Source organism: Nonomuraea sp. NBC_00507 (genome assembly GCF_036013525.1).
Taxonomy (GTDB): Bacteria; Actinomycetota; Actinomycetes; order Streptosporangiales; family Streptosporangiaceae; genus Nonomuraea.
On sequence record NZ_CP107853.1, the window covers coordinates 8,801,433 to 8,815,778 of the forward strand.

Here is a 14,346-nt window from a genome sequence, read left to right on the forward strand (position 1 = left end):
ATCTCTGCCATCCGGAGCCTGAATGACTCTGCATCCGACCGACCTCGACCCCGCTGTCGGCATCGACGCCGTGCTGCGCCGGCAACGCGACCGGGAGTCCTCGGCGCGGACCTATGCCCGCTCGTTCCCGGTCGTCCCGGTACGCGCGCACGGCATGACGATCGAGGGCGCCGACGGCCGCCGCTACCTCGACTGCCTCTCCGGTGCGGGCACCCTCGCGCTCGGCCACAACCACCCGGTGGTGGTCGAGGCCATCCGGCGCACCCTGGACAGCGGCGCGCCGCTGCACGTGCTCGACCTGGCCACACCGGAAAAGGACGAGTTCACCGAAGCACTGTTCGCCACCCTTCCTCCCGCCTTCGCCGACCACGCGCGTGTGCACTTCTGCGGGCCCGCGGGAACGGACGCGGTGGAGGCGGCGCTGAAGCTCATGCAGACCGCCACCGGCCGCCGCGGGCTGCTCGCCTTCACCGGCGCCTACCACGGCATGACCGCGGGCGCCCTGGCCGTCACCGGCAGCGTCGCGGTCAAGGAGCCGGTGGCCGGGATCGCCGCGGACGTGACCCGCCTGCCGTACCCGTACTCCTACCGTTGCCCGTTCGGCGTCGGCGGGGAATGGGGCGCGGAGCTGTCGGCGGCGTACACCGAACGGCTGCTCGACGACCCCTCCGGCGGTGTGGTGCCGCCGGCCGCGATGATCCTGGAGGCGGTGCAGGGCGAGGGCGGCGCGGTGCCCGCCCCGGACTCCTGGCTGCGTCAGATGCGCCGGATCACCGCCGAGCGCGGCATCCCGCTGATCGTGGACGAGGTGCAGACCGGCGTGGGGCGCACCGGCGCCTTCTGGGCGGTGGAGTACAGCGGGGTGATTCCCGACGCGATGGTGCTGTCCAAGGCCATCGGCGGGAGCCTGCCGCTGGCCGTGGTGGTGTACCACGAGGACTACGACGGCTGGCGGCCCGGCGCGCACACCGGAACGTTCCGCGGCAACACGCTGGCCATGGCGGCCGGGACCGCGACCCTGCGGTACGTCGCCCGCGAAGGGCTGGCCGAGCGGGCCGCCGCGGTCGGCGCCCGGATGACGGCCCGGCTGGAAGGGCTGCGCGGCGAGCTGCCTGTCATCGGGGACGTCCGCGGGCGCGGCCTGATGATCGGCGTCGAGCTCGTCGATCCCGAGGGCGAGCCCGACTCCTGCGGCGCCCGCCCGCCCGCGCCGCGTACGGCGGCCGAGGTTCGCGCCGCGTGCCTGGACCGCGGCCTCATCGTGGAGCTGGGCGGCCGCCACGACTCCACCGTCCGGCTGCTGCCGCCGCTGATCATCACGGACGAGCAGGCGGAGACCGTTCTGGACCGGCTGGCCGACGCGATCGCCGAGGTGACGGCTCTCCGTCTCACGGGGCAGCGGGCATGACCGCCACCCTCGCGCCCGCGCTGTCCGGCGGCGTCTCCGGCGCCGCCGCCCTGGAGCCGATGGTGCGTACGGTGCTGGAGGCCCTGGCCGAGGGCGCGGTGCGGCGTGGCGGGCCGATCCCCGCAGGCACGCCCCAGGAGCTCTTCGCACGGGTCGCCCGCGCCCTCACCGAGCCGAGCGGGCTCCGGGCCGGTGGTGCCGTCGCCGAGCCGGACGGCGGCGACGACGCCTTGCGCCGGTTGACCACGCTGGTGGCCGCGGGCAGCGCCGACCCGGCCGATCCGGCCTGCGCCGCACACCTGCACTGCCCGCCGCTCGCCGTGGCGGTGGCCGCCGACCTGGCGATCTCCGCGCTCAACCCGTCGCAGGACTCCTGGGACCAGGCTCCCGCCACCACCGCCCTGGAGACCCTGCTGCTGGGCGAGCTGGCCGAGCTGGTGGGATACCCGTCCACGGCCGCGGGCGTGCTCACCTCCGGCGGCACCGAGTCCAACCTCATGGGACTGATGCTGGCCAGGGACCGGGTGCTGGGGCGCGCGAGCGGGCGCAGGATCGAGCGGAGCGGTCTGCCCGCGGGCCCGCCGCAGGCGAGGATCTTCGCCTCCGCCGCCGCCCACCTCTCGGTACGGCGTGCCGCCGCCCTGCTGGGCCTGGGCGAGGACGCGGTCGTGACCATCCCCGTCGACCATGAGCTGCGGATGAGGCCCGAGGCGCTGGCGCAGGCGCTCCAGGAGTGCGTCCGGCAGGGCGAGCTGCCCATGGCCGTGGTCGCCACGGCCGGCACCACCGACACCGGGGCGATCGATCCGCTGGACGCCTGCGCGACCCTGGCCGCCGAGCACGGCGCCTGGACGCACGTGGACGCCTCCTACGGAGGCGGCGCGCTGCTCTCCGACCGGCTCGCCCCGCTGCTGGCGGGCCTGGAACGGGCCGACTCGGTGTCGCTGGACTGGCACAAGCTGGGCTGGCAACCCGCCGCGGCGGGGGTCTTCCTGGTACGGCAGGCCGAGACGTACGCGTCGCTGGCCCGGCGCGCCGCCTACCTCAACCCGGCCGACGACGAGGACGCCGGCTACTCCAGCCTGCTGGGGCTCTCCCTGCGCACCACCCGCCGCCCCGACGCCTTCAAGATCGCCGTCACGCTCGCCGCCCTGGGCAGGGACGGCCTGGGCCACCTCGTGGACACCTGCCACGACCTGGCCCGCGCCGGGGCCGCGGCGGTGCGTACCCACCCTCGGCTGGAGCTGCACGCCGACCCCGTGCTGACGGCCTTCCTCTTCCGGTATCTCCCCGCCGATCCCGCCTCGGCGGACCGGGTGAACGCCGGGCTGCGGCGCCGCCTGCTCCGCGAGGGACGCGCCGTCGTCGGCCGTACCGAGCTCCCTGGAGAGGGATCGGGCCGCGTCCGGCTCAAGCTGACCCTGCTCAACCCGCATGCGACGGCCACCGAGGTGGAGCGGCTCGTCCACCTGGTCGCCGCGGCGGGCGAGGCCGAGGAGGCGGCGCTGTGACCGGTCTCGGGCGTCCCCATGGTGCGCCCCTTGGCGCGGATCCCCTCGACCATCCCGACCCCTTCCACGCGGGTGCGGCCGCGGCGATGGAGACGCTGCTGCGTGCCTACGTGCGCGAGACGGCAATCCCGGTCCCGGCGGCCGGTGAGGAGCTGACACTCGGCTTCCCCGCCAGCGGCGTGCGGCTGAGCGTCCCGGTGCGCTACCGGTCGGCGACGGGCTGGCACCGCTTCGGCGAGCCGCGCGTCATCACCGAGCCGCCACCCGCCGGCGCCGCGCTCGCCGCCGCCGCCGATCCAGTCTCCGCCGATCCGGTCGCCGCCGATCCGGTCTGCGCCGATGCCGCGCTCGTGGCCGCGGTCGCCATCCGTGAGGCGGTCGTGCGGCGGCGGTTGCCGCATCACCTCGGGTCTGACGCCGTCGCCCGGGTGCTGGACTCGGCCCGCCGTACCGGGACGTTCCTCGCGCGGCGGCGGGCCGAGGGCGGCGCGGCGCTGACGCCGTTCCTCGAGGCCGAGCAGGCGCTGTTGCTGGGGCATCCGTTCCATCCTGCGCCCAAGAGCAGGCAGGAGGCGTCCGACGGGGAGCTGGAGGCATACTCGCCGGAGCTGCGCGGCGCGTTCCGGCTGCACTGGTTCGCCGCCGATCCGGCCGTCGTCGTGGGAGACAGCGCCGACGGGCGGTCCCCGGCCGAGCTGCTGCGCGGCCTCGCCGCCGGGCTGGAGCTCCCCGACGGCATGGTCCCCGTCCCCGCCCATCCGTGGCAGGCGCGCGAGGTGCTGCGCCGTCCCGAGGTGGCGGCGCTGGTCGAGGCGGGGCTGCTGCGACCGCTTGGGGCGGCGGGGCCCGCGTGGCATCCGACATCTTCGGTACGCACCGTGCATCGCCCGGACGCCGACGTGATGCTCAAGCTCTCCCTCGGCATGCGGATCACCAACTCGCGCAGGAACAATCTGCGCGGCGAGCTGCGGCTCGGCGTCCGGGCCGCCCGCCTGCTGGCCGCCGGCCCGGGCGAGTGGCTGCGCGCCGAACACCCGGAGTTCATGATCCTGCGCGACTTCGCCTGGGTCTCGGCGGGCGCCGGCGGGCCGGAGACCGGGCTGGAGACCGCCATCCGCGACAACCCCTTCCGCGGCGGACCCGGCGACGGACAGTGCGTGGCCGGGCTGCTGGCCGAGCGCACAGGTCCGGGTGACGGCACACCGCCCCGGCACCGCGCGCTGCTGTCCGCCGCCACGGCACGCCTGGCCCGCGCGCACGGCGTCTCGATCGCCGAGGCGTCGGCCCGCTGGCTGGCCCGCTACCTCAACGTGCTGGCCGTGCCGCTGATCAGGCTGCACGCGCGGTACGGCATCGCGCTGGAGCCGCACCACCAGAACACGCTGGTGGCGCTGGACGGCGACGGCCTGCCGCGCGCGGGCTGGTACCGGGACAGCCAGGGCTACTACGTGGCTGCCTCCAGGGCGGAGGAGCTGGAGCGGCTGCTGCCCGAGCTGGCCGACGGCCTGGAGCTGGTCTTCGACGACGAGTTCGTGGACGAGCGGGTCGCCTACTACCTGGGGATCAACAACCTGCTCGGCCTGGTGGGCGCGTTCGGGGCGCTGGCGCTGGCCGACGAGGGCGACCTGCTGCGCGTGCTGCGTGCCGCGCTGGAGCGGCTGCGGGCGGCGGAGCCCGGCGCGAAGGGCCTGCTCGACCTGCTGCTCGACGCGCCGGCCCTGCGGTGCAAGGGCAACTTCCTGACCTGCGTGGACGGCCGTGACGAGCTCGTCGGGGACGTGCACACCCAGTCCGTTTACATCGACCTTCCCAACCCTCTCTCGGAGGTGCAGCGGTGACCACGTACGACCTGGTGGGAGTCGGCATCGGCCCGTTCAACCTGTCCCTGGCCGCGCTCTGCGACGGCGTGCCGGAGGTGCGCTCGCTGTTCCTGGACGGCAGGCGTGCCTTCTCCTGGCACCCGGGCCTGCTGATGGAGGGGACCGTGCTGCAGGTGCCGTTCCTCGCCGACCTGGTGACCATGGCGGATCCGACCAGCCCCTGGTCGTACCTGAACTACCTGCGGCACCACGACCGGATGTTCCCGTTCTTCTTCTCCGAGCGGTTCCACATTCCGCGCCGCGAGTACGACCACTACTGCCGCTGGGTCGCCGAGGGGCTGCCCTCCTGCCGCTTCGACGCCGAGGTGACCGGGCTGGAATGGGACGAGGCGGCCGCGGCGTTCGCGGTGACGTACCGGTCCGCGGCCGGGGCGGTCTCCCGGGTGCTGGCCAGGAAGGTCGTCCTGGGCGTGGGCACGGAGCCGGTCGTCCCCGCGGCGCTGCGCCCGCTCATGACGGAGGCGCACGCCGGTCGCGTGCTGCACAGCGCCGGCTACCGCGCCCACCGGGACCGGCTCGCCGCCGCGCCCGACGTCACGGTGATCGGCGCGGGCCAGTCAGGGGCGGAGGTGGTGCTCGACCTGCTGCGCTCCGGCGGGCCGTTCGTCCGCTGGCTGGCCCGTACGCCGGCGTTCGCCCCCATGGAGTACTCGAAGATCGGCCTCGAGCACTTCACCCCCGACTACATCCGGTACTTCCGCGGGCTCGAAGAGGCCGAACGGGAACGCCTCGTCCGCGAGCAGTGGCAGCTGTACAAGGGGGTCAGCACGGAGACGCTGGCCGACATCCACGACGAGCTGTACGAGCGGACCATCGGCGGCGCCGAGCCGCCGGCCGCGCTGCACCCGGGAGCGGAGGTCCTGGCGGTCGCTCCCACCACCACTGGCGACGCCGGCGGCTACACGCTGACCTGCCGGCACAGCCCGCAGGACGCGGTCTTCGAGATCCACACCTCGGCCGTGGTGGCGGCGACCGGCTACGCGGCGGCCCGCCCCGCGTTCCTGGAGCCGCTGTCCGACCTGGTCGACTGGGACGGCAAGGGCCGTTACCAGGTCGACGGCGACTACCGGGTCGCGCTCGACCCTCGGGTGTCCGGCGAGCTCTACGTCCAGAACGCCGAGCTCCACACCCACGGTGTCGGGACGCCCGACCTCACGCTCGGCGCGTGGCGGGCCGCGACCATCCTCAACGCGGTGGCCGGGCGCACGGTGCTGCCCGTCCCCGATCGGGTGGCCTGGACGACCTTCGGCGCGCCCCGTGCTCCCGAGGCCGCCGGCCTGCCGGAGCCCGCGGCGCCACGTTCGGTGGGCTCGCTGCGGTGAGCCGTGCCAAGGTCGTGCTCATCTCGGTGATCGGCCTGCACCTGGTCGCCGAGACGTCTCTCACCCCTTTCCTGCCGCAGCTGTTCGAGCGGCTGTACGGCATCGACGAGCCCGGCGCCACCGGCCTCTACCTGTGGATCTGCCGCATCGTCGGGCTGGCCGCGCTGCCGCTGTGGGGGCTGGCGGCCCGGCGGTGGCCGCTGCACCGGCTGGTCCTGGCCGGGTTGTGCGGCTCCGCGGTGCTCGATCTGCTGCTCGGAGTCGCGCCCAGCTATGCCGCGTACACGGTGCTGTCGGCGGCCATCGTGACCACCAACAGCGCGCTGCTGCTGGCCTACCCGGCGTTCATCGCCGAACACGACGCCGGCCCGTCGGGCGGGGAGCGGGCCAGGCTGGCCGGGATCTGCTCGATCGTGGTGGTCTTCCACCTGTCGACCGTGGCCGCGACGCTGGTCGGGGCCGGGGTGCTCGCGCTGCCCGAGCCGCGGGTCGGCATCTCCGCCTTCGCCGTGTTGGACGTGCTCCTCGCTGTGCTCACCTACCGCGTGCTGGGCAAACGCGCTCCCACCGGCATGGGTACGGCGGGCGGCGAGGCAGTCGCGGTGGGCGGTGGCGCCGGGGCGACGGGCGGCCTGGGTGGCGCCGCCGGGGCCGCCGGTCCGGACGCCTGGAGGCGGTTCGGCGGGCTGGCGATGCTGGCGCAGGCGGCGCTGATCGGCGTGGCGTTCGACTTCTCGGTCAACGTGGCGCGGCCCTTCTTCACCGAGCTCGCCGTCGGCCTGGGCAGCGGCTCCACCGGGTCCGCGGTTCTGTTCTTCCTACCGAGCGTGGCCGCGCTCGCCGTGCTTCCCGTCGTGCGCCGCTGCCACGACCTGCTCGGTGACCGGCTGCTGCCGCTGGCCCTGGCGGTGGCCGCCGCCGGACTGGCCTGGCAGGCGCTGTCGTCCTCGCTGCCGGGGTTGGCGGGCGGACGACTGTTGTTCGGCGTCGGCTTGGGCGTCGGGCAGGTGGCCGTGGAGCTGTGGGCGTTCCGGGCCACCGGCACGGCGGGTCCGGCCTTCACCGCCGTGGAGACCGCCCGGTCGGCAGGCCTGCTGGCCGCGCCGGTGGCCGCCGCGGCCGCGGTCTCGTACGACCTCGCGCTGCCCCTCGCCGTCGCCGCGGCCGTCCACCTGCTCGCCACCGGCCTGTCCCTGCGACGTGTCCCCCTCCCCCGGCCGCAACCCGCTCTCACGTACTCCGAGGAGATCCGATGAACCGCCTCACCCACGACACCTGGCAGCAGGCCGGCCGCCGCCTGCTCACCAAGGCCGTCGAGGAGTTCGCCTACGAGGAGCTGCTCCGCCCGGAGCCCGACCCCGCGGCCGGCCCCGACGCCTACCGGCTGGAGCTGGGCGACGGCGTCCGCTGGACGTTCCGCGCGGCCCGCGGCACGTTCGGGACCTGGCGGCTGGTGGACGGCACCGTGCGGCGCCACCCCGGCGACGGGGCGCCCGAGCCCGAGCGGCTGCTGCTCGACGCCAGGACGGTCCTCGGCTGGGACGGCCCCACCACCGCCGAGGTGCTGCGCGAGCTCACCGCGACCCGGCGGGCGGAGGCGGAGCTGCTCTCCCGCGCCCGGACCGCCGCCGAGCTCGCGGATCTGGACCACCTGGAGCTGGAGGCGTACCAGGACGGGCATCCCTGCATGCTGCTCAACAAGGGCAGACTGGGCTTCGCCGCCTCCGACGCCGCGGCTTACGCCCCCGAGTCGGCCGGCGCCGTCCGGCTGCTGTGGGCGGCCGTGCACCCCTCGCTGGCCGAATACTCCGGCGTGCCCGGGCTGGACGCCGAGACGCTGCTGGCCGAGGAGCTGGACGAGGAGACCCGCAAACAGTTCGGAGACCTGTTGAAGCACTCGGGCACGTCAGACATGGTGCCGGACCCATCCGCGTACGTCTGGTTGCCCGTTCACCCCTTCCACTGGGACGAGGCCGTCGAGACGCTCTTCGCCCCCTACCTGGCCGACGGCCGGATCGTCCTGCTCGGCGAAGGCCCCGACCGCTACCGGCCGCTGCAGTCCATCCGCACCCTTGCCAACCTGGACGATCCCGGGCGCAGGAACGTCAAAGTGCCGCTCTCCATCCGCAACACGCTGGTGTGGCGGGGGCTGTCCACCGAGCCGACCCGGGCCGCGCCCGACGTGACGGCCTGGCTGCACGCGCTGCGCGACGCGGACCCGTACCTGCGGGACGAGCTGCGCTTCCACCCGCTCGGCGAGGTGGCCTCCGTCGCCGTGCGCCACCCGCTGTACGACGCGGTCCACGACGCCCCCTACCGCTACCACGAGCTGCTCGGCGCGGTGTGGCGCGAGCCCGTGGCGGCGCTGCTGCGCGACGGCGAGCGGGCCAGGACCATGGCGGCCCTGCTGAAGGTCGGCTCGGACGGGCGCGCGCTGGCGGCCGAGCTCGTCACCCGCTCCGGGCTCGACGCCCGGGTGTGGCTGGCCAGGTTTTTCGCCGCCCTGCTGCCGGGCCTGCTGCACTACCTCTACCGGTACGGCGTGGCGTACTGCCCCCACGGTGAGAACACCGTGATCCTCTATGACGCCGCCGACGTTCCCCTCGGCGTCGCGGTCAAGGACTTCGCCGAGGACGTCAACCTGCTGCCGGAGCAGCGTCCCGAGTACGCGGGGCTGTCCCCGCGCGCCGACGCGGTGCTGCTGCGCTGGCCCCCGGGTGAGCTGGCGCACTCGCTGCTCAGCGCGGTCTTCGCCGGCCATTTCCGGTTCTTCGCCCCGCTGGCCGAGGAGCACCTCGGCGTGCCGGAGGCGGAGTTCTGGGGCCTGGTCCGCGCCGAGATCGAGCGGTATCACGCCCGCTTCCCTGAGCTCGCGGACCGGTTCGAGGCGTTCGGGCTGTTCGCGCCCGAGTTCGATCGCGTGGCACTCAACCGGGAGCAGCTGCTCGGCGGCGGCTTCCACGACCGAGCCGAGCGCGACGAGGGCTTCGACGTCGTCCACGGCACCGTGCCCAACCCGCTGTCAAAGGTGAGCTGACATGACCTACGAATGGCTGCGTGCCGAGGCCGAGGCAGGGCGGATCGAGGAGGTGATCGTCAGCGTTCCCGACCTGCAGGGCAGGCTGCAGGGAAGCCGCCTGGCCGTGCCGTACTTCCTGGACGAGGCGGCCCGGCAGGGCTTCGGCGCCTGCGTCTACCTGCTCGCCACCGACGTCGACATGGACACCGGGCCCGGCTACGCCATCGACGCGTGGAACACGGGCTTCGGCGACTTCGTCCTGCGCCCCGACCCCGCCACGCTCCGGCCCCTTCCGTGGGATCCCGGAACCGCGCTCGTCATCGCCGACGCCACCTGGCCGGGCGGTGAACCGGTCGAGGTGGCCCCGCGACGGGTGCTGCGCACGCAGCTCGACCGGCTGGCCGAGCGCGGGCTGGCCGCGTACGCCGGCACCGAGCTGGAGTTCCTGGTCTTCCGCGACAGTTACGAGGACGCCTGGGAGCGCCGCTACCACGGCCTGCGCGCGGGCACCCGCTACAACGTCGACTACTCCCTCCAAGGGCTCGCCGGCATCGAGCCGGTCGTGCGCCGCGTCCGCCGCGAGATGGTCCGCGCCGGGCTCACCATGGAGACCGCCCGGGCCGAGTGCCACGCGGGCCAGTACGAGATCGTCTTCCGGTACGACGAGGCCATGGCGACCTGCGACAAACACGTGTTCTTCAAGAACGGCGCCAAGCAGATCGCCGCCCAGGAAGGCGTCGCGCTCACCTTTATGCCCAAGTTCGACGAGGGCGAGGGCAACTCCTGTCACATCCACCTGTCGCTGCGCGCGAGCTCCGGCACGGACGACTCGTTCGTCTTCGCCGGTGATGACGACAACGGCATGTCGGAGCTGATGCGCCACTTCGTGGCCGGGCAGCTCGCCTGCCTGCCCGACTTCGCGCTGCTCATGGCCCCGAACGTCAACTCGTACAAACGGCTGCGGCCGGGCGCGTTCGCCCCCACCGGCATCACCTGGGGCAAGGACAACCGCACCTGCCCGATCCGCGTGGTGGGCGCGGGCGGGTCGCTGCGCATCGAGCACCGCGTACCCGGCGGGGACGCCAACCCCTACCTGGCCGTGGCCGCCGTGCTGGCCGCGGGACTGCACGGCATCGAGAACCGGCTGCCGCTGCCGGCCCCGCACGCCGCCAACGCGCTGGCCGACCCCGCGGTGCCGCGCCTGCCCACGACGCTGGCCGAGGCCCTGCACCGGTGGGAGACCAGCGAGATCGCGGCCAAGGCCTTCGGCGACGCGGTGCTCGGCCACTACGCCCAGGCGGCGCGGGCCGAGCTGGCGGCCTTCGAGACGGCGGTCACGGACTGGGAGCGCGTACGCGGATTCGAACGGCTGTAGGTGTTCCGGCGAACCCGGACCGCTGCACCGGCTCGCGCTGCGGAAAACCCGGCTCGCGAGGAGCCGGGTTCTCTGCCGGCCGGTCTAGAGACGCACCTTGACCGTCCCGGTGAACGTGCGCCCGTCGGTCAGGTGGCCGGTGATCGTGACCGACACCGTGCCCGCGTAGCCGGTGAGAGCGTCCCGGACGGCCTGGCCGTCCACGGCCAGTTCGCCGGTCTCCAGGGGGCGCGCCGCCAGGTCCACCAGCTTGCCGTCCGCGACGGCGCGGATCGTGCCGGGCAGCATCCGGCCGCTCACGTGCACGGCGAGCCGGTCGCCGTGCAGCGTGAGCTGGGCGGGGACGGGCGCTCCCGTGCTGAGGTAGGGAGCGGGCGGAGCGGCCATCCCGGTGCCGAGGAAGTAGCCGGTGTGCGGCGGCTGGTTGTAGCCGACGTTCTGCCAGGCGATGCCGAGCCGGTAGACCGGGTCGTGCATGAGCGCGGGGAAGCGGTGCTCGGTCGGGTACGGCGTCCCGTACATGCGCAGCGCCGTGGAGTCCTCGGTCCGCACGAGCACCTCTTCCCGCCAGTCGCCCAGCAGGTCGCCCTGGAGCGAGGGGTTGCCCTTGGTGGTGTTGCTGGAGTAGGTGCCGGTCGCGGTCAGCAGGTTGACCGTGGCCAGGGCCGCCGGGTCCCACTTGCCGATGGTGGGCACGCCCGCGGCCAGGTCGGCCGAGTAGGTGTGGTCGAGGATCTCGCGCGACAGGTCGCCGTCCCACCAGATGGTGTTGCTGATCGCCGGGGTCTTGGACGAGAGCGTCTGGCCGGTGGCGGTGTGCAGGCCGGCGCCGTTGGAGGCCCACACCTCCTCGCCCGGGTGGGCGGGGTCGATGTCGCCGGTCAGGCCGCGGCCGGTGTCCTGCCCGGTCCGCACGCCCCACAGGATCTCGCCGGTGTCGGCGTCGTGCATCTCCAGGCCGTAGGGCATGTTGGTGTGCTCGTGCACGCCGACGATCTCCAAGCCGGGATGGCCGGGATCCAGGTCGCCGAGGTGCATGGCGTCGCCGTGCTCCAGGCGGGTGGTGTACAGCCCGGTGCCGTCGTCGTCCAGGGTCATCGCGCCGTAGGCGATCTCGTCGCGCCCGTCGCCGTCCACGTCGGCGACCGACAGGTTGTGATTGCCCTGGCCGCCGTAGCCGGGGTTGTCCGTGCTGTCGAAGATCCACCGCTTGGTCAGCTTGCCGTCCCGCCAATCATAGGCGGCCAGCATGGACTTGGCGTAGTAGCCGCGGGTCATGACGATGCTGGGCAGCTCGCCGTCCAGGTAGGCCACTGCCGCCAGGAAGCGGTCGGAGCGGTTGGCGCTGCTGTCGCCCCAGTCGGCGATGTTGCCCCGGGCCGGTTGGAAGTCCTCGGTGTGCAGCGCCTTGCCGGTCAGCCCGTCGAAGACCGTGAGGTACTCGGGCCCGGACACGATCCGCCCGCTCGAGGTGCGGTAGTCGGCGGTCGCGTCACCGATGACCGTGCCCGCGCCGTCCACGGTGCCGTCGCCGGTGCGCGCCACGAACTCGGCGCGGCCGTCCCCGTCGAAGTCGGCCACGAGGAAGGGGCTGTAGTGCGCTCCGGCGCGGACGTTGCGGCCCAGGGTGATCCGCCACAGGCGGGTGCCGTCCAGCTCGTACGCATCGAAGACCGTCTCACCGGTGTAGCCGCCCTGGGAGTTGTCCTTGGAGTTGGACGGATCCCACTTTAAAACGATTTCCAAGGCGCCGTCGCCGTCCAGGTCGGCGGCCGAGGCGTCGTTGGCCCGGTAGTCGTACGTCCCGCCGCTCGGCGTGACGCCGCCGGCCGGCTTGTCCAGGGGGATGTCCAGGTACGGCTGAGCCCACGGCCGCGCCGGCGCGGACCTCGGCCCCTCCCGCCCGTCGACGACCGCCGCGACGCTGTAGGCGCCCTTACCCGCGTCCACGTGGTTGGTCTTGTCCGTCTCGGCGATCAGCTCGCCGTCGCGATAGAGGCGGAAGCGCACCTGAGCCGAGTCGGTGCCCAGCAGCCGCCAGCTCACCAGGGTGCCCTCGCTCGTGGGCACCGCCACCAGCCCGCGATCCAGGCGCTCCATGCGGCGCAGCGGGTAGCGGGTGATCGGGGAGGTCAGCGTGGCCGAGGCGGCCGACAATCCGCCCGCCCCGGCGGCGAGGACCCGGTAGGCGTGCCGGTCAGCGGGCGGGTGCTCGTCCTCGAAGCCGGGCTCCCGCGTCACGCCCACGCGGACTCCGTCCCGATAGACGTGGTAGAGCAGCGCCCCCTCGCTCTCCTTCCAGCGAAGGATCACCTTCTCGGTGGTCGCCGCGACCATGGCGAGCCCTCGGGGCGCGGCGGGCGCGGCCGCAGAAGGGTCTTTGACCTCGACCGCCAGCGGCGCGCCGAGCGTTCCGCCCGGCACCGCCACCGCGTACGTGTAGGTCAGGCCCAGTTCGGCGGTGGTATCGGTGTAGGTGGTCGCGGCGCCCGCACTGGAGCCCAGCCGCCGCCAGGGGCCCGCGGCGGTCTCGGCGCGGTAGACCTCGTAGCCCGCCGCTCCCCCGGCCGCGTTCCAGGCCAGCGTGACCGCCGGCGTCGCACTCGCGGTGATCCCCGCCACCCGCAGCCCGGTGGGCGCGGTGGCCGGGCCGACGCGGACCGCGTTGACCCGGCCGTCGCGGCCGAAGGCCAGGTCGAGCCGGCCGTCGGCGACCGCGGCCGTGCCCGTGTAGGTGCTGTACGCGCCGGTGGCGGCGGTGATGACACCGCGACCGGCCCCCTCGATGGACAGCGAGGTGACGTTGGGCGCGATGGCGTCGCCGGAGACGACCGAGACCTCGTACTCGCCGTTGGGCACGTCCACGGCGAAGCCGTACTCGCCCGAGACGGTGAAGTCGCGGGTGAGGGGGTCGGCGGTGCCCCGGTCCCGGTAGCCGGCGGCGCGGTCGAGGCCGAAGCCGGTCTCGGCGCTGTAGAGGGTGGTGTGCGCGACGCGGATGTACCCGTCGGCGAGAGGGCTGGTGGTCGAGCCGAAGTCGAACCTCAGGCCGTTCGCCGGGTCGAGCGGCGCCGCCAGGGCCGGCGTGGCCGACAGCGGCTGCGCCATGACGGATAAGGCCGTCACGGCGATCAAGATGAGCCTCACAGGCGTGCTCCTAGCCGAGTGATCGTATCGAAACGTTTTACCGGCTGGGAAAGCGCTTGCCAAGACTTTTTATTGTTAGCTGTCTCAACTAATCTCTGCGGCCTTGTGCTTGCGCGAGCGGTAGTTCGCGACCTTGACCCGGTTGCCGCACTCCTCCATGCCGCACCATTGGCGGTTGCCGCCCCGGGAGCGGTCGATGAAGATGCGCGTGCATTCCTCCAGGGCGCACTCGCGGATACGCAGCTCGCCGAGCTCGCCGAGCAGCTCGGCCGCCGCGCGGGCCACGCTCGAGGCGACCGCACCCGCGTCTCCGGAACGAACGAGCCCCGCCGGGGTCAGCCTCATCCGCGGCGGCGCTCCGGCCGCCTCCTCGTTGACGACGCGCAGGTCGCCCTCGGGCCAGGGACGGCCGTCCATGGCCGTCGTCACGAGCCGATAGGCGGCCTCCCGCAACGTGCGCAGCCGCCGCAGATCCGCGGCGTCGACGGCCGGCTCCTCGCTCGTCACCCCGGCCTCGACGGCCCATCGGCCGAGATCGGCGGGGGTGGCCAGGAGCTCCTCCGGCTCGGTGCGCCGCCATTTGAGCGTGCCCATGAAGTCGAGAGCGAGATTGCCGCTGACGAAAATGAAGCTCACGACACCATCTTGACAGGTTACATATCGCTGCCGCAATCTTGCGTACAC

The 14,346-nt window shown here is 73.6% G+C and carries 9 protein-coding genes; 7 read left to right on the forward strand and 2 right to left on the reverse strand.

Annotation, left to right across the window (positions count from 1 at the left end):
* Positions 1 to 22 precede the first annotated feature (22 nt).
* Genes OHA25_RS42495 through OHA25_RS42525 form a run of 7 tightly spaced genes read left to right on the forward strand, consistent with a single transcriptional unit; the run spans position 23 to position 10,515 of the window.
* Complete coding sequence (locus OHA25_RS42495) at positions 23 to 1,408, forward strand: diaminobutyrate--2-oxoglutarate transaminase (RefSeq protein ID WP_327582566.1); 1,386 nt, start codon at positions 23 to 25, stop codon at positions 1,406 to 1,408.
* Entirely contained in the window at positions 1,405 to 2,919 is a 1,515-nt protein-coding gene (locus OHA25_RS42500; protein WP_327582567.1) for a pyridoxal phosphate-dependent decarboxylase family protein, read from the forward strand. The genes OHA25_RS42495 and OHA25_RS42500 overlap by 4 nt, the downstream gene beginning before the upstream one ends.
* Positions 2,916 to 4,757 (forward strand): IucA/IucC family protein, encoded by a 1,842-nt coding sequence (locus tag OHA25_RS42505; RefSeq protein ID WP_327582568.1) that lies wholly within the window; start codon positions 2,916 to 2,918, stop codon positions 4,755 to 4,757. The genes OHA25_RS42500 and OHA25_RS42505 overlap by 4 nt, the downstream gene beginning before the upstream one ends.
* Positions 4,754 to 6,121 (forward strand): lysine N(6)-hydroxylase/L-ornithine N(5)-oxygenase family protein, encoded by a 1,368-nt coding sequence (locus OHA25_RS42510; RefSeq protein ID WP_327582569.1) that lies wholly within the window; start codon positions 4,754 to 4,756, stop codon positions 6,119 to 6,121. The genes OHA25_RS42505 and OHA25_RS42510 overlap by 4 nt, the downstream gene beginning before the upstream one ends.
* Positions 6,118 to 7,377, forward strand: a complete 1,260-nt coding sequence (locus tag OHA25_RS42515; RefSeq protein ID WP_327582570.1) for a hypothetical protein — start codon at positions 6,118 to 6,120, stop codon at positions 7,375 to 7,377. The genes OHA25_RS42510 and OHA25_RS42515 overlap by 4 nt, the downstream gene beginning before the upstream one ends.
* On the forward strand, positions 7,374 to 9,158 hold the full coding sequence (locus OHA25_RS42520) for an IucA/IucC family protein (RefSeq protein ID WP_327582571.1): 1,785 nt from the start codon (positions 7,374 to 7,376) through the stop codon (positions 9,156 to 9,158). The genes OHA25_RS42515 and OHA25_RS42520 overlap by 4 nt, the downstream gene beginning before the upstream one ends.
* Position 9,159: 1 nt before the next feature.
* Positions 9,160 to 10,515: a glutamine synthetase family protein gene (locus OHA25_RS42525; RefSeq protein ID WP_327582572.1), complete on the forward strand. Its 1,356-nt coding sequence runs from the start codon at positions 9,160 to 9,162 to the stop codon at positions 10,513 to 10,515.
* 84 nt (positions 10,516 to 10,599) lie between these two features.
* On the opposite strand, the gene OHA25_RS42530 is transcribed toward OHA25_RS42525, so the two are convergent.
* On the reverse strand, positions 10,600 to 13,662 hold the full coding sequence (locus OHA25_RS42530; protein ID WP_327582573.1) for a rhamnogalacturonan lyase family protein: 3,063 nt from the start codon (positions 13,660 to 13,662) through the stop codon (positions 10,600 to 10,602).
* Between the two features lie 84 nt (positions 13,663 to 13,746).
* Positions 13,747 to 14,298, reverse strand: a complete 552-nt coding sequence (locus OHA25_RS42535) for a CGNR zinc finger domain-containing protein (protein WP_327582574.1) — start codon at positions 14,296 to 14,298, stop codon at positions 13,747 to 13,749.
* Positions 14,299 to 14,346 lie beyond the last annotated feature (48 nt).

What these genes read in the sequence shown, in the direction of transcription:
- OHA25_RS42520 (WP_327582571.1), top strand. Translation starts at nt 7,374, where the DNA reads ATGAACCGCCTCACCCACGACACCTGGCAGCAGGCCGGCCGCCGCCTG.
- OHA25_RS42500 (WP_327582567.1), top strand. Translation starts at nt 1,405, where the DNA reads ATGACCGCCACCCTCGCGCCCGCGCTGTCCGGCGGCGTCTCCGGCGCC.
- OHA25_RS42525 (WP_327582572.1), top strand. Translation starts at nt 9,160, where the DNA reads ATGACCTACGAATGGCTGCGTGCCGAGGCCGAGGCAGGGCGGATCGAG.
- OHA25_RS42495 (WP_327582566.1), top strand. Translation starts at nt 23, where the DNA reads ATGACTCTGCATCCGACCGACCTCGACCCCGCTGTCGGCATCGACGCC.